This is a genomic window from Paenibacillus sp. J22R67 (assembly GCF_059692175.1).
In genome coordinates this window covers 571,113-597,821 of sequence record NZ_JCAUAX010000004.1, presented here as the reverse complement: position 1 = coordinate 597,821, position 26,709 = coordinate 571,113, and the positions used below count along the sequence as shown (strand labels likewise).

Genomic DNA, 26,709 nt, shown 5'->3' with positions numbered 1-26,709 from the left:
AAAAAGCAATCAAAGTGGACAGGCATCCCTTTGATTGCTTTGCTTATTTAGCCATATTATTAACAGAATCCTTTTCGTCAAAAACAGAAATATGGTCTACTTTTCCGGTTGATTTGGGAATAATAAATTTAAGCTGAAAAATGTCTGAGGCTTTATAAATATAGATCGTGTCATCACCATTCATCTTCGTATCTGTCGGTTTCCCTAACGCCTGCTCAATCTGGCTCAAAGTTATTGTCTTGAGTTTCGGATCGCTGGACCGAATATCGAAGATTTGGCTTCCCTTATTATAACCAAAATCGGCATTTTTCTTCGCATACGTGGCGTAAATACCACTGCCTGCCGCTTCTTTTTTATCTGCTTTCCCCCACGATTTCTCAACATCATCGATGAGGCTTGTTTTTGCAGCAAACGTTATTCCATTGATCTTACCTGACTTTGCTAGTTCAAGCATATCTTTAATTTGCTTGGATGCCGTGTTTGAGTTTGCAGCAGATGGTGATGGTTTTACATTTTCAACAGGATTAGCAGTTGGCTCGGGCGTTGAAGAAACAGGACTTTCTGGAGTAGGTGTAGCTGAAACTAACGGGCTTGATGTGGCGCTAGAGCTAGTTGACGGAGTTGCTGTGTTTGTGGCGGGCTTTTCTGTCGATGAACATGCCGTAAACATAAGCATTCCCACAAGGATCATCGGATAAACTTTTACTTTGTTATAGTAGTTATTCATGGTGTTTTCTCCTTTAATTTTAAGTACTTACCTATATTAAACGAATTTAACAATATCTAAACGATAAGAGGATAGGAAATGTTGCACAGCTAAAAACTAGCCATAATCTTGCGAGTAAACGATAGGCAAGTCATAATGCCGCTATATACTTACCTACTAAAAAGTAGACAAAAGAAGTAAAAACCCCTTTCGCTCTTATATTAACCGATTTATTTGATAAATGACCTGAGGGAGTATATCTTTCCCCAGCACACGCTTGTACTGCAAAGCTCCTTTTAAACAGGAAAGAATAGCAAATGCTAAAGATTCAGCTTGATCTTCCTCATATTCTCCTTTAAGGATTTCAATCAAAACAGATAGTTCTAACTGGCTTATTTCTTGAACTTTTTGTCGAACTACTTCCGGCAGAGATTCGTAATCTGTTTGCAGGGAAGATATCGGACAGATGCCGTTACCACCCTGTTCAACTCGTGTAGTAATGAATTTCATGATTTTCTCTTTCACTGAGATGGGAGCGCTATCAAGGGAAACGAATACATTTTGCAAATTTAGCTGAATCCGATCTGCAACGGCAATCGCTAAATCTTCCTTTTTTTCAAAGTGATAATGAATACTTGCCTTGGTTATTCCCAGTTGTTTAGAGATATCATCATAACTGATCGCAACGAACCCTTTTTCTCTAATCAAATCCAGAGTCAGGTTAACAATTTGTGTTTTTCGATTTTCCATATTCGTATTTTATCTCACTTATATGAGAAGTTCAAGAACGTTGTATGATGAAACTAAGCGGAAAGTTCGGCTTTTCGTCGAAGTTGTCCGTCGACAAAGCACATCCCGGTCAGCGCTCAGGGATATGCTCCGTCTCAGATTCCCTCAATAATTTACGCTTCAAAGTAATACTTTTTCTTCGCAAACCGACCGATCATATTCACTAATCCGTACAAAACAATGGATAGAACCGCTAACATCGCTATGCTCACCATGACCATGTTCATTTGGAAAACTTGACCACCGTAAATAATTAAATAGCCGAGTCCCGCTTTGGAGGACAGGAATTCTCCCATAATGACGCCGACTAGCGTCAAACCGACATTAACTTTTAACGTTGCAATCAAGTTAGGAATGCTTGCCGGCAGCAGCACCATCCGCAGCATCTGCGCCTTGGACGCACCGAAGGACTCCATTAATTTAAGCTTCGTTTTGCTAATTTCCTTAAACCCACTCTCAACCATAATAATGGTAACGATGACCGATATCGCCATTGCCATCCCGTAAATAGAATACTTATCTCCAAGCCAGATATAGAAAATAGGTCCAAGCGCAACCTTTGGCAATGCGTTCAATACGACGACGTACGGCTCCAATACTTTGGAAGCAAAGGTCGACCACCAAAACATGACGGCTACAACGGTACCAAACAGCATGGACACGACAATCCCGATGAAAGTTTCAATTGCCGTAGTCCATGTATGCTTGAACAGATCACCATGAAAGGCAAGCTCTTGAAATGATCGGACGATTTGCGATGGCTTACTGGTTAGCATGGCGTCTACCCACTTCATATTAGCGGCAAGTTCCCATAGCCCGAGGAACAGGATGAGTACAAGCAGTTGGGATATGCGAACCGCCCACAATCTACGCTTTTGAACCCGAAGATAATTGGCATATTGAACAGACGTTGCCTTCTCCGCAATCTCCGGAACCAAGGCCATCGATTGTTCCTTTCTCGCCTCCGAGCCGATACTTGGCTCACTAACCGGCAGTGACGACATGTCCTTCCAACTCCCTCCAAATTTGATTAAAGTACTCATTGTAACCGGTCGCTTCTCGTTTGTTCCATGGAGATAGCTGCTCTCCTTTACCAAGTTCAATGTTGTAAATCGTAGAGATCGTACTTGGCCGCTTAGACATGACCATTACCCGGTCTCCCATACTGATGGCTTCGGATATATCGTGCGTAACAAGCACAGCCGTCTTTCCTTGATCCTTAATAATCTTGAAAATTTCATCGGCAAGCGTGATTCGCGTTTGGTAATCGAGTGCGGAAAACGGTTCGTCCAGCAGCAGAATATCCGGTTCAGTCACAAGGGTGCGAATTAAAGCGACCCTTTGGCGCATCCCACCTGAAAGCTGTGCCGGGCTATGATTAGCAAAACCTCCTAACCCGTAGCGGTCCAGAAGCTCCATGGCTTTACGCTTAGCCTTCTGTAAATCCATCTTGCGCACTTCAGCACCTACCAGCAAATTGCTCAAAATATCGCGCCACTCAAACAAATGGTCATGCTGCAGCATGTATCCTACTTTGGGAGAGGTGCCGATCACTTCCTGCCCGTCAATTAATACCTTGCCTCTTGTTGGTCTATACATGCCCGAAATCAGGGAGAGCACCGTGCTCTTGCCGCAACCGCTTGGGCCAACAATACTAATAAACTCACCCGCCCCAATAGACATATTGATTTTGCGTATCGCTTCAGTCTCTTGCTTCATAGTAAAATAGCTTAAGCAAACATCCTTCAATTCAATTTGTGTCATACGTTTATTCCGCCTTCCCGTTTTTTTTCACAAAGCTCATATCCACAACAGCATTGATGTCAGATACTTTCTGTTCCGGTTTCAGAACACCGTTATTGATCAGCACCGTTTGCAGCGCGTCAAATTGCTGAGCATTTAATTCCGGAACTGCCGGCCAAGTGTCCTGTTTTATGTAACGATCAACAGATTGAATAAGGATATCTTTAGGTGTCCCTTCAAAAAAAGGCATTAATGCGTTAGCGAGATCATCTGGAGAGGCTGATTGCATCCATGCTCTTCCTTTGGTCACGGCATTGACGAATTTCTGAATAATGGCAGGATTTTTCTTTATGTAATCGGATGTTGCTACATAAGAGGTTTCCGGGAAGACGCCAAAATCATTTCCAACAGAAGCAACGTAGTGAGCTTTGCCTTCCTTCACCAAACTGGATGCAATCGGCTCGAAGACTTGAATGAAGTCTCCTTTGCCGCTTGTGAAAGCTCCGGCCATTGCCGTCGACGCAATATTCGTAACAACATCCGTCTGAGCAACCTTTTCCTGCACCAGCTTCGTGTTCAGCACCATTTGCGGCGCACTGCCAGGTCTCCACCCAATGATCGACTTACCTCCCAAATCGCTCCATTTGAAATTATCAACCTTATTGCGCGAAAGTAAAAAAGAGCCGTCTTTCATCGTGAGCTGGTGAAATATTTTGAGTGTTTTGTCGCCTTTTTGATTGTAAATATAGATAGCTGTCTCCGGCCCGACAAGCGAAATATCCGCTACGCCAGCGATCAATGCCGCCGCTCCTTTGTCGGAGCCTTGGGCAGTGTTCATATCCACGTTCAGCCCTTCCTCTTTAAAGAAACCTTTTTCCATAGCAATGTAATGCGGCGCATAAAAAACAGAACGGATAACCTCAGAGAATTTGACGGTTTGCAGGGCTTCATCCTTCTTCTTGTCCGCAGCAGAGGCAGGAACTGCCTTCGAAGATGTCGTCGAACCACACCCCGTGGCAAGCGTTAGCAGCATAGCGGCAAGCAGCATACTGGCGGTTTTCTTCATTTTCAGCATGATCGATCATCCTTTCAAAATGTTTATAGTAATTGAACAGCTTTGGGCTGTTTTATCACCAAATGTGTCTCGGCCATTTCTTTGCCATAGTCAACCATCACCTTGTGTCCTACATCCTTAAGCGGAACAGCGGTTATACGTTCCCTAAGCAAAAACACCTCGACATCGGGAAGCAGCATTTCAATGGCATACGCGAGCGGAAGCCCATTCTCCATGAGTTCAACGGAATGCGGATTACCAACGATAAAGTTAAGTCCACGCCTTTGGGCTAGATCAACAAATTCATGATCCTCTCTCACCCGGCTGATACTCGCAATAATCGTGTCGGTCTCAGGATACATTTGCAATGCCGTTTCCAGGTTGCTCATGGAAAATCCGGTATGCGGGAAGAAGTGCAGGACATGCTCCACAGGGCTGTTCACCGTACCACTGAGCAGCCGTGCCGGATTAGCAAGCGTCGCTTCTTGCAAGGTGTGTTCTCCTCGAATCGCCCGTTCTGCCTCAAGAATATCATCATCAATCTCTCTACCCATCAAACTATGAATTCGCTCTAAGATATCACCTGCCGTCTTAATCCCTTCCAAGGCTATTCCCTTATGTAAAATGTTGCCCGGCACGCCGCCAAAGGCAATGTCCGTTTTCAATTTCCGGTGACCATGCAATAACGTCATCCCGGGATGAAGCCCGTGGAACGCTTCGTGCATTTCGATCAGCGCCAGATTATATAAAGGCAAGTAATCCGAGAAAGGCACTCCCCCTGAACTGGCGGCGTCTGCTACGGGATGATGCACAACAATGAGGTCAAGCTTCATAGCTGAGGCCAGCTCGATCACCGATTCGGTCAGAGTCATGCCCACACCGATTTTATTGACTGATTTCTTTTTATCGCCAAAAATCAGACCAGGAATTTCTATAACACTTTTGCCCGGAATATTCGAGGTTTTCATAACCACATACGGGTTCGTTCCCGAAGTAATCTCATTCCAATCCATGACCATCCTTCCTCTAGAAATGTTGTTTAGTGCCTCAAGTACTTGTCCTACATCCGTTTGCTTTTGGATTTGCTTCATTTGTGCCCTTCCTTTCTCCTGCTGTTTTGGCTAACCTGGCAAATAACAAATAACCGCTACTTATGAGCATACGGAATCAAAGAATCCGATAGTGTCATTAGTAGCGGTCGTAAAGCTCTCCTATTGGAGTTCCTTAGCACCTGCATGAAAAATAGGTTTATGAAGATTCGCACTATGGAATCTGATCTCTTGTTCACACAAGGATTCGACCCTTAATGCCTTCCTCTTGTAAAACGCTTACACAGTCATAATATCATATATTTGCTAAAAATACTGCGGTAATTGCATATTGTATACTAAAATTTTTTTTAAAATCTCTTATGTCAGTTAATATAACAACAAATGAGAATGGTGTCAATAAAAATCTGAAAAACCTAATCCAGACCAACCTATCACGTCACATTATATAACACATCTATTCTAAAGGCTCTTTGAACAAAATAACGGTACCGGATAATTCCGTCTCTGGGTCGTAATCCTTCAATACCAGCTTGACCTCCAGACCGAGCTTACTCTCAATCTGCTGTTTGAGCATGCGCTTGTTGGCCTCCATAAGCAGAATGTCTACGCTAGCGGTTAAACTCCGATTCGATCCGTCAAGTATTTTCAAAGCCGGTATACGCTTGTGCGTGGCAAAAATAAACACTTTATCTCCGGAAATTTCAATCTTCTGCGATTTGATGCCAGTTCCGAATATTTCTTGATTGATCGAATTATAAATCTTAATGAATTCCTGTTTTAATTCACCGGGCGAGTATGAATGCTTCATCCGACCGCTCCCTACCATTTTTTTCTCCCATTATATCATAAGGAACTATGAATGGAGGATGCTTTACCTTCCAAACACTCTATTCAGCCCGCAGGTTCGCTTTATTTATTAAAACCCTTGTGAGCCTCGTATTTCTTCCTTTAGAGTCAATATAAGCAATTATTTGCCCACATTTTGCAAAGAAAACGGTTTCATCATGCCCCAAGATAAAGAGAAGATTCATAACGAGCAGCATCGAAGGAGCTCTTTTACCAATGACCAATCCTAAAAAACTCGGACTCTTTGCCATTACGTGGCCTTTATTTATTGAATCATCACTACAAGTGTTTATGCGAACCTCAGATACGTTCATTGTGAGTCATGTGTCGGATCAAGCCGTCGCAGCGGTAGGGGTCAGCAATCAGCTCATTATTTTTCTATTCTTGCTGCTGCAAGTAATCTCAACGGGATCGGCCATCGTCATTTCTCAATATTTGGGCGCGAATAAAAGCGGAGATGTCAAGAAGTTCGCCGCTGGAGCAATTGCGCTTAATTGCCTATTCGGCTTCGTGATAAGCCTGTGCATCATTTGCTTCAGCAAACAGCTGCTTCAGCCTTTCGGCTTGGAACCAGGAACACTGGAGCAGGCTCGCATATACCTATCCATCGTGGGCGGCGCCTTATTTATTCAGGCCGTCAATCTAACTATTGCAGCCATAACGCAGGTGCATGGTTATACAAGATATACAATGACAGTCAGCTTGGGCATTAATCTCGTAAATTTGACGGGCAGTATTTTATGTATCTTCGGTCCCTTCGGCTTTCCAAAGCTTGGCGTTCCGGGCGTCGCCATCTCGGCCATCTTCAGCCAATTCATCGGACTGATTGTGTATAGCATCATTTTAAAGAAAATCATTCGTTTAAACTTATCCTTCACTGACTTTTACAAAGCAAGATTCGTAGATCTGAAAAAAATATTAACAATCGGTGTTCCGACTGCTGGGAGTCAGCTCGTATATTCGATTAGTCAACTGATGACGACATATTTCATCACTCAACTGGGCGCTGAGATGCTTTCCACTAGGATTTACACCCAAAATATCATGACGTTCATTATTGTACTGGCCGTTTCCTTGGGACGGGGAACCCAGATCATCATTGGTCGACTGGTAGGCGCCGGTGAAAAGGAGGAGGCTTACAAGCAGTTGTTTCGCAGTTTGCTACTCAGCTTATTGCTTTCACTTGCCGCGGTCACATTAACCGTTTTGTTCAGAAAACAGTTGATCGGTATGTTTACGGATAACGTCGAAATCATCACATTGGGGGCATTTCTGCTGACATTTGGCTTCCTTCTAGAACCCATACGCTGCTTGAACATTGTCATAGGAGAAGCCCTTAGGGCTGCAGGTGATGCACGTTTTATTCTCCTAATTGGCGTGTGTGTCATTATGGGACTGTGCGTCCCGTTAACGTATTGGGTAGGGATTCATCTAGGGTACGGGTTGGTAGGTATGTGGGGCGTGTTCATCATGGACGAAGGACTCAGAGGGCTTCTATTATTATTCCGCTGGAGAAGTAGGGCATGGGAGAAAAAAGTGCTGGTGACCAGGGAAGAAGCGGGCTAGTTTGAACAAATTTGAACAAACGGCCCTTATAAATCTTGTGATAGTCGTATCATATCTATAACTTGTATACCATTTTCAAATATTTCTTCCTCATAATGTCTAATAAAAAAGTCTCTGTCTATCCCGGTTATTCGAAATCCGCATTTCTGATAAAGGGCAAGCTGCCCAACGCCGGAATTTCCAGTACCAACTTCAATGGTTCTAAATCCGAGTTCCTTGGAAATTTGTATGGCATGCTTCACTAGCTGTTTGCCGAACCCTTTGCCTTGATGTCTTTCATCCACTGCTACATTAACTAATTCAACTGTTTCTGGTCTTGTTGGCAGTAAAACATAGACACCTGCTATTTGATCATTCAGTGAGCCGATAAAGCATTGTCCTCTTTGAAGATAGTCTTCAACGAGCTTCTGTGAGGGGTCTGCTAATAATAGCAGATCGAATGGTGGTTGTTCATTGGTGTTTAATTTTCTTATTTGCATGTTTATTGCTCCTCGGGTATATAGTCTCAAAGCCATAAGAACGGCTTTGGAGAACTACTCGTATGTTGCGTATACTCAGCTCGCTCCAATTCTTCCGCAATGATGCGGATGCCCTCTTCAATATCCTGCTCATCAGTGCGTATGATGCTAAGTCGCAGCAAGTTCATTTTAGGAAAAGAAGAAAGGAACTGCTGATCAGTTCGCATCACATCAATTCCCCGCATCTCCAACTGCTTAACCATTTCCTCTGTATGAGTGCCCGGAAGGCGCAATGCTGTGAAGAGCCCCCCGCTAGATTCTATAGAATATAAGGTCTCTGGTGGCAGTAATCGCTTTGAAATTTCCCTTAATTTTTTTATACGATGATTGTACAATGATTTCATTTGCTTTGCATGATGAGCATACATCCCGGACTTCATATAAATCTCCAGCACACCTTGAGAAAGAACAGAGGTGCTCAGATCCGCCGTATGTTTATGTAATTGCATTAAAGGAAGTAACGAATTCGGTATTGCTGCCGCAGCAATCCTTAAACCCGGCAGCATCACTTTGGAAAAGCTTCGAAGATAAATGACATGACTGGCGCCATTATAAGCGCGAATAGGATCTGCTTTAGAGTTTGTTTCCAGATCAGCTAGATAGTCATCCTCAACGATGTAAACGTCGTAGGTCTTGGCCAGCTCCGCTAGTCTCATCTTGTCTTCTGTTGCGTAAGAAGTGCCTAACGGATTATGAAATCGCGGAATGGTATAAAAAAACTTAATCATATTACTTTGAAAATGGCGCTCCAACGTTGCCCAGTCCATCCCGTTAGGCGTTCTTTCGATGCCGATCACCGTTTGTTTTTGTGCTTCTAAGGCAGTCAGCATTCCCCAGTAAGTTGGTTGCTCAACCAGAATATTCGTTTTTCCGTTTGGAAAAGGCATTCCGGATAGAAGATGAAGAGCTTGCTGAGCGCCTGAAAATACAAAGATCTGCTGTTCGGAAGTAAATACTTGTTGCTGATGAAACAACTTCACAATCTCTTGACGAAGGGAGAGTAAGCCCTGTGGATCGGGATATGTGAAAATGGAAGCTTCAAACAGATCCATTGCTTTATTGATGCATTGACGAAAATCATTTTGTGGTATTGATGTTGGATCTGGGGCAGCTGAAGCAAAATCGATTCGTTTTATTTTTATCAAAGGAAGCAGCTCTTCTTGGGCAACAACAAAATAACCACTCTTCGGACGTGAATAGATTAGATTTTTATTTTCTAGCTCCTGATATACACTAATAATTGTGTTAAGGCTGCAATCAAATTTCTCGCTCTGTTTTCGGATGGATGGCAATCTTTGACCGGATTTAATGAGACCACCCATTATGTCTGAGCGGATACTCTGGATGATGGATTCCTTTTTACTGAACATACCTGTGCCTCCAATCAGAAAACTGTACCCATACAAAACAATATAAACTCCGTGTACACGATTTATTGTACCTATTATAATACGAATCACCATACAAAGATGTATTTGAGGTGATTATATGAACAAAACAACAAATGGCTGGTTTAACGGGTTCTTAGGCGTGCTTATCTTTAGTGGATCTCTGCCAGCAACACGTTTGGCTGTCATGGATTTCCATCCTTTGTTTCTCACCGTTTGCCGTGCCGCTATCGCTGGCGTGCTGGCAGGTGTGTTACTCCTCATTTTCAGGCAACAACGGCCTATCAAAAGCGACATCGTTCCTCTATTGTTAGTAGCACTCTGTGTGGTAGTTGGGTTCCCCCTGCTCACGGCTCTAGCGCTTCAATATGTCACTTCCTCGCATGCGATCATCTACATTGGACTTCTGCCACTTTCGACAGCAATCTTCGGTGTACTGCGAGGTGGTGAACATCCGCGACCAGCTTTTTGGATACTATCAGCTATTGGCAGTTCTCTTGTTGCAGGATTCGCTTTAACCAATGGAGCTGCATCTTCGCCTGTAGGTGATGGGCTCATGCTGGCATCTATTATCGCTTGCGGTTACGGTTATGCGGAAGGGGCTCGGCTCTCACGGAGATTAGGGGGCTGGCAGGTGATCTCTTGGGCGCTCCTTATGTCGCTTCCCGTTATGTTACTGCTTTCGTTTTATTTCATGCCGGTTTCTTGGTCTAGCATCCGTGTTTCGGCACTTTTGAGTCTAGCTTACGTCTCATTGTTTAGCATGCTCATTGGTTTCGTGTTTTGGTATCGTGGCCTTGCTCAAGGGGGAATAGCAGCTGTTGGACAGTTGCAACTCCTCCAGCCTTTCTTTGGCCTGCTACTTTCCGCTCTTTTATTGCACGAATCAATTGGCTGGCCTATTTTTATTGTAAATATGGGTGTCGTATTGTGCGTGGCATTCGCACGACGATTTGCGTCGAAGTAGAATGTAATGATTTCAATTCTATTTGTATGACTTCAAAACACTAGCGGAGAGAAGGGCTGCCACACGGCCCCTTCTCTTATTTTAATTCCTTTTTTATAAATCACTCCATATGCAGGATCATCGACCTTGAATGATGCTCCTGCGACCTATCAGGTATTAATCGTGATGATTCACGAAAATTTGTTATTGATCCAAATTGGCTTGTTAAATGACATCATTTAAACAAACAAAGTGCGGCAAGTTATCTGCCGCACTTTGTTTAATTTCCCTGTTCAATCTAACCTTTATTCGCATGTGCATGTTTTTTACTCGTTGGAGCAAACCAACCGAAAAGAGCTATCGCAATCAAGACACCATAGAAAATAAGGGTCCAAATTGTGCCATGTGGGAAATCATGATCGATCACGCCAATATCTTCATGGGCCAGAGTAATGATAGCAAGCTTTACACCGACCCATGCCACAATCGCATAAGCTGTGGTCTCGAGTGCTGGTCGCTCAGCAAGCAGCTTCACAAACCACGTAGCCGCGAACTTAATCAGGATGAGCCCTGCGATTCCGCCAAGCAGAACAACAAGGAATTTCCCTCCATCCATTCCACCGAATTCACCAAGCGATGAATCTGGGAGTCCGAGTGCAAGTGCTACTGCGGCCAGAATGGAATCAATCGCAAAAGCGAGATCTGCAACAGCAATTTTCCCGACGGTTGGCCAAAATCTTTTTCCTGCGGCATCCTTCTTGATATCCTCACGATTGTTCTTACTTTCTTTGAAGAAACGTGCTTTGATAATGTGCTTCAACCCAAGATATAGCAGGTAAGCAGCTCCGATCGCCTGTATCTGCCAGACATTCGCAATAAATGATATCGCAAACAGCGCAGCGAAGCGGAAAACAAACGCCATAATGATCCCATAGTTGATCGCTTTATTCTTCTCGTCCTCCGGTAAATGCTTCGCAATTACAGCAAGAACAAGGGCATTATCAGCTGAAAGCAGACCTTCCAATCCGATAAGTATAAGTAGTGCCCAAGCATACTCTAGCCAAAGTGAATCCAACAGTCTTGCTCCTCCCTAAGTCAAAATGATCATCAATTTGCTGCTATAAAACAGTCTCAAAATTGAAATTAAGTTAAACCCTCCTGTTTCTGTTATTTGTATTCCCTAATAATGACGCTAACTTACCTGAATAGCATGGAATTGTAGTTTTCTTTTCATGAATTAGTCCATGATACACTATCCTGACCAGCTCATCAGGGCGTGTTCAGTATATCCAACTACTCCCGTTGCCATAATGCGAAAAATACCACTTCTAGGGCAGATATTTAAATGTATATATAGAAGTTTTCTTGCGATTGAAAAAAACAGCCGCTGAGAGTTATATAACCCACTCTTGTCACGACTGCCTTCACTATGTTTATTATGGACCTACACCTATTGGAAACTCATACGTTTCTAAAAACCTCTCCAATAAAGCCCTTGTTTTAATAATGGGTAGAAGCGGTGTAAAATAAAAATTTCCATTTGCAGGCACCTTCATAATCTCCCACTGGGTTGGTCCTACCGATCAAATTCCTTCAGCAGCCTTCTCCCTTGTCTTTCATTGAACTACTCATTGAATTCATGTTCACGATACAAATTTATTAAATCCTTCAATGCAGCCGCAGCCGCCCCTCTAGGACTGGATGAACCTCCAATCGTGCAAACTGCCCCCATTGTATCCGTATAGAAAACAATACCTTTATTGGTGCCGTCAACAGCTGACAACATATGCCCGGGACTGATTTCAGTAGGAGCGATGTTGATGTGAACTTTCCCATCTTCTTTATATGCTTTGGCAAGGAGCTTGAATTTCGTCCCCCTCCGTTTAGACTCAGCCATTTGCTCTTTGGTGATACCGTCAATTCCTTGTATCGACAGATCCTGCAGTGAATAACGAGTACCCAGTAAGTCATTAGACAACAAGAGAATTTTACAAGCACTATCTATCCCTTTTACATCCAAATCCGGATTGGTTTCTGCTATCCCTTTCTGCTGAGCAGTCCGTAATGCCTCTTCAAAAGAAAGATCTTCTTCCTGCATGCAGGTTAAAATATAATTTGTCGTACCGTTAAGAATCCCTTCTATACGAACAATTTCACTGCCTGCTAAACTGATTTCACCAATATCCTTCGTTGGTAATGCTGCTGCCGTTGCTGCACTATATTTTATTCTTACTTTGTTGGCTTTTGCCGCCTCGAAAACCGTATCATAACGTGCCACAAGCGCACCTTTGGATATGGCTACAACGTCCATCCGATTACTGAATGCTGTTATCATGTTGGAAAAGCCTGGCTCGCCACTTTCTACATCCGTAGGGGTAGCCTCTACCAATACATCCGCGTTTACATAACTGTTTGTAAGAGGCAAGCGAAAATCATGAGCATAATCAGATAACGATTTGGATCCCAGCTCGGATTCAGACAACATATGGATGTTCAACCCTTCCTCCGAACTAATAAAACCATCTCGTCCTCCTACCGCTACCAGCCGTAATTCAAGATTATAGTTTTGTTTAATCATTTCTGATTTCTCTCTTAAAAGACGAATAAATTCTCTGCCTACGGAACCAAAACCAGTTAGCACAACATTTTTCTTGAGCATATATAATCCCCCCGTTCATATGAACAACATTGATAACATTCAACTCAAACTTCAGCATTTGTTATTAAACAATATACGTTTAACTGCCTATAACTTCAATGAAAAATAGGGAGCAACTGCCGCAGCAATTTACTCCCTCATTATTTAACTAAAGTTAGTTGAATAGTACACGCTTTCGGGCTAACTCAAGCATATTGTTCCTCAATCGTCTACTTTAGGTTGATTTTTTTAATTTTCTCCATCTCAATCTTTGGTTCACGTTGAATAGTTAACAAGCCATTCACCTCTTGCTGTACGTCAGTCAACTGTGTGTAGCAGAAGCCGCTAACGTACTCCAAGTTTTTGATTGCTTGGGTAATACTTTCATAACGCGTTAAAAACTCTTCTTCATTCTTCACTTGGTTGCCGTAACCCCAACCTTCCTCGCTCTTGAACGCGATACCGCCGTACTCACTGATAATTACCGGCTGGCCCTTATAGCTGTATCCATTAGCGAAAGGATAACGGTGTTTGTCATGAGGTACTTCATTACTAAGCAGCACTTCCTTATCCTTGTACCGCGCTTCGAGTACTGACCCTAGCTCCTCGTAGTCATGCAGCGTTATGATATCCGAAACTGTGTGCTCCCAACCGTCATTTACAACAACAGGCCGCATTTGATCATACGACTTGGTCAAATGATAGATCGATTCGGTGAACTGCTGCTGCTTCCGGTCCGTAGAGATGCTCGAAATACCCCAAGATTCATTGAACGGCACCCATGTGACAATGCTCGGATGGTTATAATGCTGGCGAACAACTTCGATCCATTCCTTCGTGAACCGATGTACGGCATCATCTCCGAACTCATACGTAGATGCGAATTCCGACCATACCAAAAGTCCTTTGCGATCCGCCCAGTACAAGAATCTTGGATCCTCCAGCTTCTGGTGCTTCCGAACCCCGTTAAATCCGAGAGCTAATGTTTTCTCTATATCTTCAATAAGAGCTTCCTCGGATGGCGGCGTCAGATGGGTATCTTCCCAATATCCTTGATCGAGAAGCAGACGTTGATAAAACGGATACTTATTGAGGAGAATCCGATTGCCTTTAATCTCAATGCTTCGCATGCCGAAATAGCTGTAGACAGTGTCGACTGGCTCGCCATCTTTCTTCAGAATAACTTCCACATCGTACAAATTCGGATGATCGGGATGCCAAGCGTAAACCTTCCATTCGCCAACATCGTTCATAACGCTTAAATCCACTTTCACAAACTTCCTGTCCACATTCGATTCCGTTGAGCGAATCAACTTGCCGTCATATCGGACAATTGTCAGCAGCGACAATCCTTCGAAAGATCGAACGGTGCTTCCCATCTCGTATTCGAATGAAACGGACGCTTCCTTAAACTTCGGCGTAATCTTCAAATGGCTTACATGGCAAGCATCGACGTATTCCATCCAAACGGACTGCCAGATGCCTGTAGTTTGTACATACCAGCAGCCATAGTTCTTGTCAACCCAGCGCTGCTTGCCTCGTGGTTGCATCGTACTGTTGCCATCCTCAACCCGGACGGTAATACGATTATCACCGCCTGGCACAACAGCATCCGTAATATCAAACGAGAATGCGGAATATCCGCCCTCGTGCGAACCTATATAAACGCCATTCACCCAGAGCTTAGCCAAATAGTCGACAGCTTGAAAATGAAGCATGATGCGCCTTTCATTTATATCTGCTGGTATAGGCACGATGCGTTCGTACCAAACGCATGGATGGAAGTTCTCTTCACCGATGCCGCTAGCTTTAGTCTCGTAAGTAAATGGAACTTGAATCGTCTGATTAGCGTCGAGCTTGCTATACCAACTGTCCCGCTCTCCTTGAAACGAATCATCAAAGCGGAAACTCCACTCCCCATTCAACAATTGCCACTCGTCGCGTACCAATTGTGGTCGCGGATAATTTTTAACGTACTTATGTGTGCTGGTCATATTCTGCAAATCCTCCTTATAATTAACTAAAATATTAACTAAATAATCTAATATAATGTATTATGGTTCATATTATGATAAATCGCAGGGATTATGTCAATATAAAGTTTATTAGTTAACTAATAAGTTACTTATTCAGGACAAAAACAGCTGATCTTCCAAAGAAGAACAGCTGTTTTTGCATGTACCTATGTCATTCGTAAACCACTCCCAGTTACTTGAATAGACCCATTAAATCAATGACTGATCATTTTATTTTTGATAATACATTTTCCCAGTCAGTCTGATCTGAAACAAACGAGAGTATTTTTTCATAGGACTTTACTTCCTCAAGAAATTCCTCATGGCTTTTAAGTAGCTGATTCCTATCAATGAATACATTTTCTATTGGAGACTCAAGTATTCTTTTCACTTGTGAATCCATAGCAACAGCAAATTTTTCCAGAGATTGTTGAAGCTCATTTATGAATTTTTCAAATTGAACTATGTATTCCCCCTTGGTTATTTCCCATTTGTATCTTTATATTCTGCTGTCCATCTTATATAAATTTGATCATTGTTCCTGTAGAAATGGACCCTTGGAGAACCTATTAAGTAACCAAAATCCAGTTTTCTATCATCAATCCATTGTCTAGCCGGTAAGTAAATGTCGTCGTAGTCATCTTCATTCTCGCTCCATTCATGTTCTAACCACTTCAATAATGAATCAAGGTATGATTCAAAATCTGAAAATGTTCGAATTTTATCAAAAATCATATCAGGGATTGGTACTAAAACAGTCCTTTCCCCCAAGGAGCTATCTCAGCTGGATATTTAAGCACAAATTTAAACATAATGATATCTCCTAGCAAGGATATTGTTCATGTCGTGAATCCCAAAGGTATGAAAAAAGAGTTGCTTTCTATTGCAACCCAATCCTTATTTAATTGCTTTATTGTCATCATCTGCTCAATATTCAAAACTCTGATCGCTAAACTTAGCGTATTTACTTCCTGCACTTATTTTTCTTCCGGCATTAAATAGAGAGTGCCATCTTCTTGATAATAATCCAGACCCGAAGTATAAGTTTTTTAACTGTCTCTGAATCTTTAGCTTCGCCTAGATGTATTCCCAAAAATTCTATCTTACTATCTATATCAACTTCAAATCTTTTAGAATACTTGTTAGAATTTTTTGCTTTCCAATTAACATACAAGTCTGTTTCTTTTAGATAAAAACTTATTTGATTTTCATCTAGAAATTGATGTTCAAAACTTAAACTTTCCCCTGGAAACAGGTTATCATTACTTAAACTAGAGCCCTTTTCAATGTTTATTTCATTGTTTGTTATTTCCTCAATACAATTTATTCCCCATTCAAATCTTTCGAGATATATCTTAGGCGATGTATCCCTCACGATTCATAACTCCAGATAACGTCGCGTCTAGAACTTCAATTGTTTTTGAATTTATTAAGTACATTCTATTTCTCCGTTCATTTGGTTTCATAATCTATTCGTCTATTATTATTTATTTTTAAACCTAACCACATTAAAAGGGACGGTAATATGGAAAATGGTAAATAAAAAACACTCATTCCTTTATATTGTAGTGTGCTTGGTATTATAACATACAAGAAATCACCAACTATAGTCATGCATGGTATTACACTAGCTAAATAGATATCTATAATCATCCATAAATCATCACCATTGTTGTTGTATCTTTGAAAAGCATAAATAGTAATAACAGCAAAAATAGCAATAAGTGAAATAGGCATGATAGACGCTATCTCTTTTTTCCAATTACTTAGCATAACCAAGTACATTCTTCCATAAAGATAGTAAATCAAAATATTAATTAATCCCAGTTCAATTGGCAATTTAAAGGAAGTTACTAGAAAAAAATTTATCAACAATAGCTCATTCATCCCCAATTACTATAGTAGTTACCATAAAGCAAAAAACATCCTAAAGGCTAATGCTTATAATTGTAAATTATAGCATAACAACCAAGTTATCCTTCTCTATTAATTGAATAAACAAAAGGGAGGATTAAGACATCCGCAAGAGATACGCTTAACATGCAAACAGACCGCAAAGCATTCGCGGCCTAATTTACATGTATGTTAATTAAAATGGATCATAAATGTCTTGATCTCATAAGGCTTCATCTGAACGCTTATTCGAACGTCATACTGCTGCTCGCCTTCAGGTCGTTCGAGCAGATCACATTCCTGCCAGGACGCGATTCCAGCGTCACTCGTAATTTCCACTTGTCCGCTTATACCTGCGAACTCGTGTACGCGTACAATGACCGCGTCTTGTTCCTCGGCATGTTTAACCGCATCCATCATGACATGATCGCAGGATAGCTGGAACAAGCTGAATGATGCTTTCTCAGGCGTTCCAGACGCATACGTTAACGGATTATTAAGCGACCATGCGGATTGCATCGTTTTTCCGTCATACCAATCGCCAGCATGCGGAAACAGCGAATACGTGAAGTGATGTTCACCAATATCAGCCGTAGGGTCAGGAACCTTCGCTGACTTGATCAGCGTAAGTCTCATGACATTATCTTTGATGTCATAGCCGTATTTGCAATCATTCAAGAGGCTGACGCCATAACCCCGTTCGGACAAATCGGCCCATTGATGACCAACTGTCTCAAACCGTGCGTAATCCCAACTTGTATTCCAGTGCGTAGGTCGCTTTACATTGCCAAATTGAATATCGTACGTGGCTTCCGTCGCCCGGATTCGCACAGGAAATGCTACTTTCAGCAGTTTACGCTGCTCATTCCAATTGACATGCGTCTTGAAATCTATTCTGCGGCTATGTGCGTACAGCACCATATCTTGTACAACGGTTGAATCCATGTATGACCATTCGAAACGGACAATGGCAGCCAAAGCTCCAGTATCCGTCACTTCCATCCGAGTCACACAGGTCACTTCCTGTTTTTTCTCCGTATAAAAAATGTCAATATCCCACGCCTCATGCCGGCCTTTCGGCTTGTCTTCAAACACCTCAAATCGGTTGCCTCGCTGACCCTCAGCCATGATTTCCCGCTTCTGGGTGCGATCATAGAGTCGTTCAATCTGACCATTCGCATTCCATTCGATTTCGTAAAAAGGAGTGATTAATCCCTGATGCGACTTTTTGAACGGATTGTCCTTATTATTTGGCATAACCGTATCTGCCAGGTCCGATTGACGAATCACCGCGTAGCCCATCGATGGGACATTCTCCATCTTAACCCACTGCTTCCCATCCACCTGCTGCGCCTCAAGCGGACGATTATGAGCATCCAACCAGCTTTCCGCCGCTTCTCCTAGTGGCAAGCATACGATATCCGTTCGCTCCCATGGCGAGCTGTTGAACACCACCATTTCACGCCCCTGCTTATCACCTGTTAGATAGGAAACGGACTGATTCCATACCTTCTCTCTAATGGCACGCGCTTCGCTGTATTCAACCCTGCTGTCCTCGTAGACCTCACGAATCGACGAACCTGGGATAATGTCATGGAATTGGTTTCTCAAAATAATTTTCCAGCCTTCATACAGAAGGTCCGAGCTTTCGCTATTGGTTGGGTCCGCGTTGGCATTCAATAGACTGCTCATAACTTGCATCCATTCCGTTTCTCTATACAAGAGCTCCAGCTTACGATTCATAAGTTTGTTATAAGCTTGACTTGTGTAGGTGCCACGATGTAACTCCAGATACAACTCACCGTCCCAAGTGTGCACGTAGGAATTTGAATTCGAAACCTGTTGCTGCAGCTCGTTAAAATAGGTATCGGCGCGTCCCGTTTTCACCGCTGGAATCCCAGGTATTTGATCTAACCTGCGCCTCATCTCCAGCATTTCGCGATTTACGCCTCCACCGCCATCGCCGTACCCATAGGCCAGCAGTAAAGACGAATTGAGCGACTTATCACGGTAGGCGTCCCAAATCCCTTGGACCGAGGATGGCGTGACTTTCCCGTTGTACGTATAGTAGAATGCACCTTCACTCGAACCAGAATCCGGCGTTGTAATGAAATGAGTCAGTACTTCTGTGCCATCAATCCCCCTCCACATAAAAGTGTCATGAGGCATCCGGTTGTATTGATTCCAACTGATTTTCGTCGTCATGAAAGTTTCAATGCCGGACTTCCGAAGAATCTGCGGGAGCGCCCAGCTGTATCCAAACACGTCAGGCAACCACAAGTACTTGCACTCAACACCAAATTCCTCACGGAAGAATCGGGTTCCATACAAAAGCTGCCGCACAAGCGATTCCCCAGAAGCTAAATTGCAGTCAGCCTCCAGCCACATCGCACCGCCTGCTTCCCAGCGTCCTTCCTGTACACGTTCCTTGATGCGCTCATATATTTCCGGATAATCCGACTTGATGTATTCATACAGCTGTGGCTGAGTTTGTAAAAAAATGTATTCCGGGTACTGTTCCATTAAACGCAGCACCGTTGAAAAAGATCTCGCGGCTTTTTCCCGTGTGTGTTTCAGCCGCCAAAGCCAAGCGACATCGATATGCGTGTGCCCGATGCATTGAACCACAACCGAGTGCAGCTTGGGCAAAGATGACAACGCATTTTGAAGCTGTTCTTGAGCGCTAGCCACTGTGTTGTAAAAAGCTTCGCTGCCGGGCCTTGACCAATCGAGTAACAAAAAAGCTTGATCCAGCATAGACAGCAGCTGGTGCCGTTCCGGACGATTTTCGTCCAGTATGCGAACCGTTTCCAGCAAAGCTTTGGCTGTGTAGTACAGATCGTCGCATGCTTCATCCAGCCAGCACAGAGCTGCTATTTCCAGCCGGCTCTCCATTTCAAGGTGGCTTTGATAGCCGCCTAGTCCAGACCACAAGCGGAAGCGAAGCTGTATCGTGGAACCTATCATTTCCTCAGAGATGAATACTTCCTCATGATTCGAATCCACTCCCTGATACGGCTCCCCGTTCAGAAAAAGCAGCGATTCAAAACCACTGTTCGTCCCGCCTCCAGTCTGGCCTAAGTTAAATCGGCCGATGACCTTCTTGCCTTTCCACTCGGCAGGGATTAACGCATCCGCTGCTAACCAGTAGTAGACATCGCGGCCTTTCCAACGATCTCCGATATGAATGTTACTCCACTCGCCGTCTTCCGTCGGATAGGCTCCAATCGCGCCTTCGGCGTCGAGTTTTATCCGAAAAGTATCTATACCCCTCGCATCACGGTAGCGGAAAGCCTCCAGTTCATTGATTCGCGCATGCAATTTCTCAACTGTCCAAAACATTGACATACTCCCTTCAAACCTGTGATATTGTCACCGTTTTATATAAGTCTATATCCCTGAGGGATGGATATGTCTATTTTAACGCTTTTTAAGACTATTGGGTGATAGGAAATCTCATGATTCGTAGGGGGTAAAATCATTTTTTAAAAGAAAAACCTCTAATTGTAAGAACTACATAGAAACTAGCGGGGATCTGGCTAGGATTTTTCCTCAGGGAACTGGAGTCCTCTATTTCGAGGAAAATGAGTAATTTTCTTTCTAAGCGGAACTACAGGGCCTTATTTGGCCTCCAAGCTGCGCTTTTTAGCAGAAATCAGCAAAATAGCAGACCACAGTTCCCTTTACCCTGAAAATTGTTCCATTTCAGGAGAATAGCGGAATGTAGTTCCCCCTAAAAGCAAAACAAACCGGCACCCCATCGGAATACCGGTCCTTTTCCCTCATTGTCCAACATTAGTTTTCCAATTCTCCCATTATGTTGCAACCTCATGCTGCATACCTTCACTAGTTTCCAAAAAGTCTGACCGCTCCACTTGATACAAATCATAGAGCTCTTGCGCACGATTGATAGATTCGTAGATTTGTGGGATTAGATCATTTGCTAACTTGGCATACGGCAGTTTTTCAACTGCTTTCTTTGATCGTATATTTTGTTTCCGGATTTTTAAAAATACTGTTTCAATATGATGCTCAAGGAAGAGTTCAGTAAAAAAGGATTTCTTCGCTCGTTGATTATAGCCTTTTCCAAAATAAGGAGCTCCAATCCATGTCGCCAAGAAGCCTGCTTTATTCACAATGTCATATAGATCAATGGTGCCAATGGGATGTCCTATTTCGTTAAGAATCGTTCTAGAAATACATGTCTGCTGCTCTTCTTCAACAATTAGCTGTTTAGTGATGAATAAATACTCTTCATACGATTGACATTTATAACGAACATAAGGAAAAACCTCTGGATCATTTATTAAGTTATAAAGAGAATGGCATTCTTGCAAATTACGTTTTTTTATCATTATGTTTCTACCACCCTAGTCCCTATATTCAAACAATTTAAGTATATAAAAGGAGTTCGGGAATTATATAAATTCTGCATTTACTTTATGTAAATTTGTATAGCCCTTATATTTAAATGGATTGTTTTACCATTAACTGCAACGCCCACAAAGTACGCTTTTCCACCCCATATCCATTCCCTTTTGGTTCTACTTAGAGTTGACTGCTGCTTTTATTTTCCCACACTTGTTTCATACGCTGCGGCTGGTTGCTGGCTCATATTTCATTATGTCCTGTGTATTAATTCACTTACTACTTCACTTCTACTCTTACACTTACCTATCTCTACTTCTCTTACTACTTTACTTTTTATTTCTCTTCCACAATATCCTGCTCTTATATGTCTCCACTCACCCTACCTTTTCTGAGTACTTAAACACGCTAGAAGCTAGGTACTTCCAGCTCTCATTGGACGAATTCCAATGAGAACGCTGTGATGACGTGTTTATTCTTCTTTTCGTTGGATGAAATCCAACAAGGGCAGCTAAAATGGCGCTGAAACCCCACAAAATTCATCTCTGCGTTGGATTTTGTCCAATGAGAATGACATTTAAGCGTCAAAAATCACATGGTCGTTGGAATTCATCCAATGCGCTTGACTCTCCAACCCTGATATTTTATAAATTCTATAATGCCAAAAAAAAGACAAGAGCATGTGCCTCTTGTCTTTTTTTTCGTCCATTACAACTGCTGCAGCAAGTTATAAACGACTTGCGCACTTTCAGCGCGATTCATCGCAGCTTGCGGTTCAAAACTTTCATTCGTAAGGCCTTGGATGAGGCCTAGCGCGTAAGCAGCTCGCACTGCCTGCCTCCTGCGCCCAAGCAGGCTCATTCGCCATGTTGGTGAACGCCGACTTCCCAACAGTCACAGCATCGCCAGTAACGGCGCCTGCTGCAATTCGTTGCGCCCTTACGATCATAGCCGGCCATCTCTTGGCGAGTGAGTACCAATCCTGCGCCCTCACATCTACAAAAGCATTAGCAGCTTCATCCTTAAACCCGAACAGACGAACGATCAACGCCGCGAATTCAGCACGAGTGACGTTCCTCGTCGGTGCAAAATCACGCTCGTTTACACCTTCTGTTTACACTAATCGAAAAAAGCCATATGGTCGCAACCTGTCAAGTCACACACCGCATGGCTTCCCGTTATCCAATTCTTTCAATTTCTACAGTTGCAGCCCAAAAACAACATAGCGTATTATTAAGCATAGAATTCTCCAATCTGTACAAAAGGCGGTGCATCAATTGAAAAAGTATGTCATCGGCGGTATCGCCGGATTTCTCTTGGCTACAACACTATCTGCGCATGCAGAAGAAATCACTAGTTTAATAGGAAAAACGATTCAGGGGTCCTTCCCCTTCCAGATTGAAGGCAAAACACTGGCAACTCCGGCTATCGTTGTGGACGGGACTTCTTATTTGCCGGTACGGGCTCTTGGCGAAGCAACCGGATACGATGTTTCTTTCGATGCTGACCTCGGCATTTCGCTAAAGAAAAAAGAGGTGCAGCCCTCCCTTCCATCTCCAACGCCATCTCCGACACCTTCCCCATCCGCAACACCTGAGCCACAAGCTTCCGGCGACCCTAGCAGCGGATACCAGGCCATTAAAACGGTTGTTCTCAGCTTAGATGACGAGAAGGCCCAAAAAAGCACAGGAGAATTTGGCCTCATTCAAGTGGATGGCGCGCGTTATGTCTCCCTTTCGACCTTAAGCAGCTTCTATACGATCAGCTGGGGAGATCCCATGCTGCAGCTGAGTTATAATGGCCAGCTTGTCGGTTCATTTGCTACCAATAGCCAATATTCCAAAGGAACTGGATCTTTTACCTATGATGGCACAGTCTACATTAATATTGCTTTGTTGAAGCTGAAAGGCACAGTCAACGCAGATACGCTTATCTTGACGGACGATATCTAATTGTCGGTAAAAAAGATGCACGAAAAAAGCCGGAGATGGCCTCCGGCTTTTTTCCTGCATTATTGGGTTATTTGGAATGATTTGATCGTATCCGCAATTTGTTTTTGCAAGAAATCCGTTTGAATTGCCTTCGGATAATTGGTCATGAACAGATAATGACTGCCGCTCTTTTGAAAGAGGCACATTGTCATTACAATGTCCTTATACTCCCATTCAAGCCAGATAGCTTGAACGCCAGCAACGCTTTCCGTTCGGTTGACTGTCTCTTTGAGATCTGTAGCACCGTACTGGGAACGAAGTTTTTCTTTAATCTGATTGACAACCTCTTGGGTAGTTAAGCTAGAAAGCTCCGTATCATTGGCGAGAAAAAGAAAATCCCCCATCCCGAACGCATATTCCAGCGTGCCGTTTTTGCTCTGGGATGCATTAAGCTTCCAGTAATCAGGAATTGAAATTGTGTAGTTATAATTCTTATTTTTCACTACACTCGTTTTCGAACGATCCAAGTTTTCCGAGCTGTCTTTAATCGTCCCGATCGAACTGGAAGGTTTGCCGATCTTAACTGATTGCAACGTGGTTTGAATGAAGCTATCAGAAAGATCATCCTTATTGCTAAAATCAATCACCATATAATATTTATAATTTCCTTTGATGAGATACACATTCTCGGTTGAATCCCAAATGCGGGAGTCAAATGTATTCGACGTTCGCGACACAAGCGCCTGATTCCCGTCAACCACGAGACTTCGTATAGCTTCCGTTTTCCTATACGCTGGAGCGTAAAGCTGCGTGTAATTGTCAGCCGTACGGTCAGACCACTTTTGCAGGGTATCGCTTTCCGACTTCGAAGTCACTTTATACCCGATACTTCTTTTTTTCTTCGGATCCGTGAACACAATCATTTCGCTGTTGCTTCCGGTTTTCGACCACTCGGCTGGAATCTTAATGGAAATTCCATACGTTTCATCCGTATACAAGCGCAATCCATCTTTCACTGACGAAAGGTCTTTCAAGGTTTTGACACTTGTATCAAATGATAATTGGAAGCTGTTTAATAAATCCTGATAAGCATTATGTTTCGTTATGACTTTATCATTTTCTTCCTTTTCAATCGTGAAAATAAGGATATACACTTTGTCGCCGTTTTGATAGGCGCGATATTCATAGAGTTCTTCATCATCCTTGGATTTAATGAGCGCATATGGACGTGTACCGCTTGAAACATATTTCTTCTCTAAAATCGGTTCATCATCCGTTTGGTCCACTAGCAAATCCAGCAGAGCATCCTCCGACATATTCTCAGTCATATCGGACTTTACCGATACATTAAAGCGGTACTCTCCATTTGCATCCTGGAATGAAACGTAATCCTCCTTAAAGCTCTGATAACTCTTCACCAGACCCGTCGGATATTTCATCGACCAGCCATAATAGCTGTTGCCGATATGCGTCTTTCCTAGATCTGAATCAATACCTTCCGCATCCGTGCCTGCAGCACGCGTGCTGGAAATAGCAATCGTTGATGTCGCTTCATCAAACTTTACGCTGGCTCCGAACTTCTCCGAAATGAATCGAAGCGGTACCATGGTCGTTCCATTTTTCAACTCAGGCGCAACTTCAATCTGTTCTTCTTTCCCGTTGACTGTTGCTGTCGTGCTGCCGATTTGTAAGGAAATAGATGTGCCATTATAGGTGAGTCCTACTGTTTGCGTTTCAGAAGCCCAGCTTAAGGCTGCGCCGAAGGCCGAAGTAATCACTCGCAAAGGTACAAGCGTCACGCCATTGTTCGCATAAGGGGTTTCAACAGAAGTGGTTTGATCGTTAATGGTAATATGATCTTCTCCAAGCTTCAATTGAATATGTACCGATTGGTCTTTCGTTTCGGTATCAGCAGCAAAAGCGCTGAGCGGTTGAATCATAATTAATATAAATGCTAGTAAAATCAGGTAAGTAGAGCGTAATTTAGTCATTGTTCACCTTCCGAGTTTATTGGGTTTGGGTAGCATCCAGCAATGTAATTTCTTTTTGGATAATGTCTCCGTTCGATTGCAGAGTCAAAGTAACCTTGTCTCCGGGTAAGTATTGCTTCAAAAGCTCATTCAAATCAACCAGTGTTTTCACATTGGAATTATTCACTGAGTACAGAACATCGCCTTCTTTAATCCCGGCATCAGCAGCGGACGTATGCGGGTCTACACGCGAAACCTTAAGCGGCTCGTCCGTAGGAAGCCCGACAACAGCTGCCCAGCTCTCTTCTACCTCCAGGCCAAGCGCAGGACGTTTGACTTTCCCGTACTTTAAAAACTGATCCAATATGTATTCTACCGTATCTGAAGGAATTGCGAATCCAAGTCCATCGATACCCGCCGCAGATAACTTCAATGAATTAATACCAATTACCTCGCCTTGCAGATTAACCAATGCTCCGCCGCTATTGCCTGGATTGATAGCTGCATCCGTTTGGAGTAATCGATACGTAGAATGCAAGGAACGGTTAGTACCGCTAATCACTCCATAGGTAACTGTGTTGCGAAGAGCAAATGAAATTGGCGTACCAATTGCAACGACAAGTTCACCGACCTCAACATTGCTGCTCTTAGCAAAAGTGGCTGCCGGTAAATTTTTTGCGTCAATCTGAACGACCGCCAAATCGCTCTCTTCATCCAAATGAGTCGTTTTCCCCGCATATTGCTTCCCGTCTGAGGTCACAACAATAATCTGCTTCATATCTTCGACTACATGCGCATTGGTAACAATGAGCCCATCGGATTGAACGATAATTCCGGTGCCATGAGCTAAGTTAAAACGGTTGTCCGACGAAGCTTGACTCCCGCTCATCGGCTTGCCAATAATCCCGACTATGGATGGAGAAACCTTTTTTACTACCTCCGTTACACGAGAGCCTGACGCATAGGTAAAGTCGTTCGCTTCAGCCCGGTAATCCCCGCTGCCTCCTAATGTTTTGACAACGTCGGAAGCCTTCACATAGACCTCACCATCCAGCTCCTTCGTTTGCCAATGCGAGACACTGGCTGTCTCCCCGCCATTCGTGGCCCCGGCTGCGAATACTTGCCCGTTCCCTCCACAAAATGAGAGTGCTAGTAAAGTAAATATTACATAGCGAATCTGTTGTTTCAAATAAATCTCTCCCTAACTAGTTTATGGAAACTATCCCCCTTCCTATTATACATAAATATGGAAAGGAGGATAGATGGAAAATCTAACCATGGGCCAA

23 protein-coding genes and 1 pseudogene are annotated in these 26,709 nt (G+C 43.1%); 3 read left to right on the top strand and 21 right to left on the bottom strand.

The window, feature by feature from the left end; all coding sequences use genetic code 11:
• Window positions 1-43: 43 nt before the first annotated feature.
• The 7 genes from AC58VC_RS18950 to AC58VC_RS18920 all read right to left on the bottom strand — a co-directional run bounded on the left by AC58VC_RS18950 (window position 44) and on the right by AC58VC_RS18920 (window position 6,152).
• On the bottom strand, window positions 44-727 hold the full coding sequence (locus AC58VC_RS18950; RefSeq protein ID WP_497370383.1) for a YjgB family protein: 684 nt from the start codon (window positions 725-727) through the stop codon (window positions 44-46).
• A gap of 195 nt (window positions 728-922) precedes the next feature.
• A complete protein-coding gene (locus AC58VC_RS18945; protein WP_497370382.1) occupies window positions 923-1,456 on the bottom strand; it encodes a TetR/AcrR family transcriptional regulator in 534 nt (177 codons plus the stop codon).
• Between the two features lie 152 nt (window positions 1,457-1,608).
• Entirely contained in the window at window positions 1,609-2,499 is an 891-nt protein-coding gene (locus tag AC58VC_RS18940; protein WP_497370381.1) for an ABC transporter permease, read from the bottom strand.
• A complete protein-coding gene (locus AC58VC_RS18935; protein WP_497370380.1) occupies window positions 2,480-3,259 on the bottom strand; it encodes an ABC transporter ATP-binding protein in 780 nt (259 codons plus the stop codon). Before AC58VC_RS18935 ends, AC58VC_RS18940 begins: the two co-directional genes overlap by 20 nt.
• 4 nt (window positions 3,260-3,263) lie before the next feature.
• Window positions 3,264-4,313, bottom strand: a complete 1,050-nt coding sequence (locus AC58VC_RS18930) for an ABC transporter substrate-binding protein (protein WP_497370379.1) — start codon at window positions 4,311-4,313, stop codon at window positions 3,264-3,266.
• Between the two features lie 23 nt (window positions 4,314-4,336).
• Window positions 4,337-5,383: a Nif3-like dinuclear metal center hexameric protein gene (locus AC58VC_RS18925; protein ID WP_497370378.1), complete on the bottom strand. Its 1,047-nt coding sequence runs from the start codon at window positions 5,381-5,383 to the stop codon at window positions 4,337-4,339.
• A gap of 415 nt (window positions 5,384-5,798) precedes the next feature.
• Complete coding sequence (locus AC58VC_RS18920) at window positions 5,799-6,152, bottom strand: Na-translocating system protein MpsC family protein (RefSeq protein ID WP_497370377.1); 354 nt, start codon at window positions 6,150-6,152, stop codon at window positions 5,799-5,801.
• A gap of 254 nt (window positions 6,153-6,406) precedes the next feature.
• On the opposite strand from AC58VC_RS18920, the gene AC58VC_RS18915 reads away from it, so the two are divergent.
• Window positions 6,407-7,756 (top strand): MATE family efflux transporter, encoded by a 1,350-nt coding sequence (locus AC58VC_RS18915; protein ID WP_497370376.1) that lies wholly within the window; start codon window positions 6,407-6,409, stop codon window positions 7,754-7,756.
• 26 nt (window positions 7,757-7,782) lie between these two features.
• Here AC58VC_RS18915 and AC58VC_RS18910 read toward each other — a convergent pair whose 3' ends face one another.
• Together AC58VC_RS18910 and AC58VC_RS18905 are read right to left on the bottom strand one after the other, a co-directional pair.
• Window positions 7,783-8,235 carry a GNAT family N-acetyltransferase gene (locus tag AC58VC_RS18910; protein ID WP_497370375.1) on the bottom strand — a complete coding sequence of 151 codons (453 nt, stop codon included), beginning with the start codon at window positions 8,233-8,235 and terminating at the stop codon, window positions 7,783-7,785.
• Between the two features lie 26 nt (window positions 8,236-8,261).
• Window positions 8,262-9,644, bottom strand: a complete 1,383-nt coding sequence (locus AC58VC_RS18905) for an aminotransferase-like domain-containing protein (RefSeq protein ID WP_497370374.1) — start codon at window positions 9,642-9,644, stop codon at window positions 8,262-8,264.
• A gap of 118 nt (window positions 9,645-9,762) precedes the next feature.
• On the opposite strand from AC58VC_RS18905, the gene AC58VC_RS18900 reads away from it, so the two are divergent.
• Window positions 9,763-10,629 carry a DMT family transporter gene (locus AC58VC_RS18900; protein WP_497370373.1) on the top strand — a complete coding sequence of 289 codons (867 nt, stop codon included), beginning with the start codon at window positions 9,763-9,765 and terminating at the stop codon, window positions 10,627-10,629.
• A gap of 277 nt (window positions 10,630-10,906) precedes the next feature.
• Here AC58VC_RS18900 and AC58VC_RS18895 read toward each other — a convergent pair whose 3' ends face one another.
• From AC58VC_RS18895 to AC58VC_RS18850, 10 genes and pseudogenes are all read right to left on the bottom strand, one after another.
• The gene (locus AC58VC_RS18895; protein WP_497370372.1) at window positions 10,907-11,683 is read right to left on the bottom strand and encodes a TerC family protein; all 777 of its coding nucleotides are present in this window, start codon (window positions 11,681-11,683) and stop codon (window positions 10,907-10,909) included.
• Between the two features lie 549 nt (window positions 11,684-12,232).
• Window positions 12,233-13,267: a homoserine dehydrogenase gene (locus AC58VC_RS18890; protein WP_497370371.1), complete on the bottom strand. Its 1,035-nt coding sequence runs from the start codon at window positions 13,265-13,267 to the stop codon at window positions 12,233-12,235.
• A 209-nt stretch (window positions 13,268-13,476) separates the two neighbouring features.
• A complete protein-coding gene (locus tag AC58VC_RS18885) occupies window positions 13,477-15,240 on the bottom strand; it encodes a glycoside hydrolase family 2 protein (protein WP_497370370.1) in 1,764 nt (587 codons plus the stop codon).
• 247 nt (window positions 15,241-15,487) lie between these two features.
• A pseudogene (locus AC58VC_RS18880) lies at window positions 15,488-15,996 on the bottom strand (DUF5984 family protein).
• A 259-nt stretch (window positions 15,997-16,255) separates the two neighbouring features.
• Window positions 16,256-16,636 carry a hypothetical protein gene (locus tag AC58VC_RS18875; protein WP_497370369.1) on the bottom strand — a complete coding sequence of 127 codons (381 nt, stop codon included), beginning with the start codon at window positions 16,634-16,636 and terminating at the stop codon, window positions 16,256-16,258.
• 77 nt (window positions 16,637-16,713) lie between these two features.
• The gene (locus AC58VC_RS18870) at window positions 16,714-17,148 is read right to left on the bottom strand and encodes a hypothetical protein (protein ID WP_497370367.1); all 435 of its coding nucleotides are present in this window, start codon (window positions 17,146-17,148) and stop codon (window positions 16,714-16,716) included.
• Window positions 17,149-17,346: 198 nt separating this feature from the next.
• Window positions 17,347-20,496, bottom strand: coding sequence for an alpha-mannosidase (locus AC58VC_RS18865; protein ID WP_497370366.1), 3,150 nt, complete (start codon window positions 20,494-20,496; stop codon window positions 17,347-17,349).
• 473 nt (window positions 20,497-20,969) lie between these two features.
• A complete protein-coding gene (locus tag AC58VC_RS18860; protein WP_497370365.1) occupies window positions 20,970-21,509 on the bottom strand; it encodes a GNAT family N-acetyltransferase in 540 nt (179 codons plus the stop codon).
• Window positions 21,510-22,230: 721 nt separating this feature from the next.
• Window positions 22,231-22,353 (bottom strand): S-layer homology domain-containing protein, encoded by a 123-nt coding sequence (locus tag AC58VC_RS18855; protein WP_497370364.1) that lies wholly within the window; start codon window positions 22,351-22,353, stop codon window positions 22,231-22,233.
• Window positions 22,307-22,570, bottom strand: coding sequence for a hypothetical protein (locus AC58VC_RS18850; protein WP_497370362.1), 264 nt, complete (start codon window positions 22,568-22,570; stop codon window positions 22,307-22,309). Before AC58VC_RS18850 ends, AC58VC_RS18855 begins: the two co-directional genes overlap by 47 nt.
• Before the next feature lie 229 nt (window positions 22,571-22,799).
• Between AC58VC_RS18850 and AC58VC_RS18845 the strand changes: the two genes are divergently transcribed.
• The gene (locus AC58VC_RS18845; protein ID WP_497370361.1) at window positions 22,800-23,474 is read left to right on the top strand and encodes a stalk domain-containing protein; all 675 of its coding nucleotides are present in this window, start codon (window positions 22,800-22,802) and stop codon (window positions 23,472-23,474) included.
• Between the two features lie 59 nt (window positions 23,475-23,533).
• Here AC58VC_RS18845 and AC58VC_RS18840 read toward each other — a convergent pair whose 3' ends face one another.
• Window positions 23,534-25,444 carry a stalk domain-containing protein gene (locus AC58VC_RS18840; protein ID WP_497370360.1) on the bottom strand — a complete coding sequence of 637 codons (1,911 nt, stop codon included), beginning with the start codon at window positions 25,442-25,444 and terminating at the stop codon, window positions 23,534-23,536.
• 16 nt (window positions 25,445-25,460) lie between these two features.
• The gene (locus tag AC58VC_RS18835; RefSeq protein WP_497370359.1) at window positions 25,461-26,612 is read right to left on the bottom strand and encodes a S1C family serine protease; all 1,152 of its coding nucleotides are present in this window, start codon (window positions 26,610-26,612) and stop codon (window positions 25,461-25,463) included.
• Between the last annotated feature and the right edge of the window lie 97 nt (window positions 26,613-26,709).

Coding starts and splice junctions, on each gene's coding strand:
- AC58VC_RS18860 (WP_497370365.1), bottom strand. CDS start 21,509: ATGATAAAAAAACGTAATTTGCAAGAATGCCATTCTCTTTATAACTTA.
- AC58VC_RS18945 (WP_497370382.1), bottom strand. CDS start 1,456: ATGGAAAATCGAAAAACACAAATTGTTAACCTGACTCTGGATTTGATT.
- AC58VC_RS18950 (WP_497370383.1), bottom strand. CDS start 727: ATGAATAACTACTATAACAAAGTAAAAGTTTATCCGATGATCCTTGTG.
- AC58VC_RS18935 (WP_497370380.1), bottom strand. CDS start 3,259: ATGACACAAATTGAATTGAAGGATGTTTGCTTAAGCTATTTTACTATG.
- AC58VC_RS18940 (WP_497370381.1), bottom strand. CDS start 2,499: ATGTCGTCACTGCCGGTTAGTGAGCCAAGTATCGGCTCGGAGGCGAGA.
- AC58VC_RS18920 (WP_497370377.1), bottom strand. CDS start 6,152: ATGAAGCATTCATACTCGCCCGGTGAATTAAAACAGGAATTCATTAAG.
- AC58VC_RS18930 (WP_497370379.1), bottom strand. CDS start 4,313: ATGCTGAAAATGAAGAAAACCGCCAGTATGCTGCTTGCCGCTATGCTG.
- AC58VC_RS18865 (WP_497370366.1), bottom strand. CDS start 20,496: ATGTTTTGGACAGTTGAGAAATTGCATGCGCGAATCAATGAACTGGAG.
- AC58VC_RS18870 (WP_497370367.1), bottom strand. CDS start 17,148: ATGAATGAGCTATTGTTGATAAATTTTTTTCTAGTAACTTCCTTTAAA.
- AC58VC_RS18915 (WP_497370376.1), top strand. CDS start 6,407: ATGACCAATCCTAAAAAACTCGGACTCTTTGCCATTACGTGGCCTTTA.
- AC58VC_RS18910 (WP_497370375.1), bottom strand. CDS start 8,235: ATGCAAATAAGAAAATTAAACACCAATGAACAACCACCATTCGATCTG.
- AC58VC_RS18925 (WP_497370378.1), bottom strand. CDS start 5,383: ATGAAGCAAATCCAAAAGCAAACGGATGTAGGACAAGTACTTGAGGCA.
- AC58VC_RS18840 (WP_497370360.1), bottom strand. CDS start 25,444: ATGACTAAATTACGCTCTACTTACCTGATTTTACTAGCATTTATATTA.
- AC58VC_RS18885 (WP_497370370.1), bottom strand. CDS start 15,240: ATGACCAGCACACATAAGTACGTTAAAAATTATCCGCGACCACAATTG.
- AC58VC_RS18890 (WP_497370371.1), bottom strand. CDS start 13,267: ATGCTCAAGAAAAATGTTGTGCTAACTGGTTTTGGTTCCGTAGGCAGA.
- AC58VC_RS18905 (WP_497370374.1), bottom strand. CDS start 9,644: ATGTTCAGTAAAAAGGAATCCATCATCCAGAGTATCCGCTCAGACATA.
- AC58VC_RS18900 (WP_497370373.1), top strand. CDS start 9,763: ATGAACAAAACAACAAATGGCTGGTTTAACGGGTTCTTAGGCGTGCTT.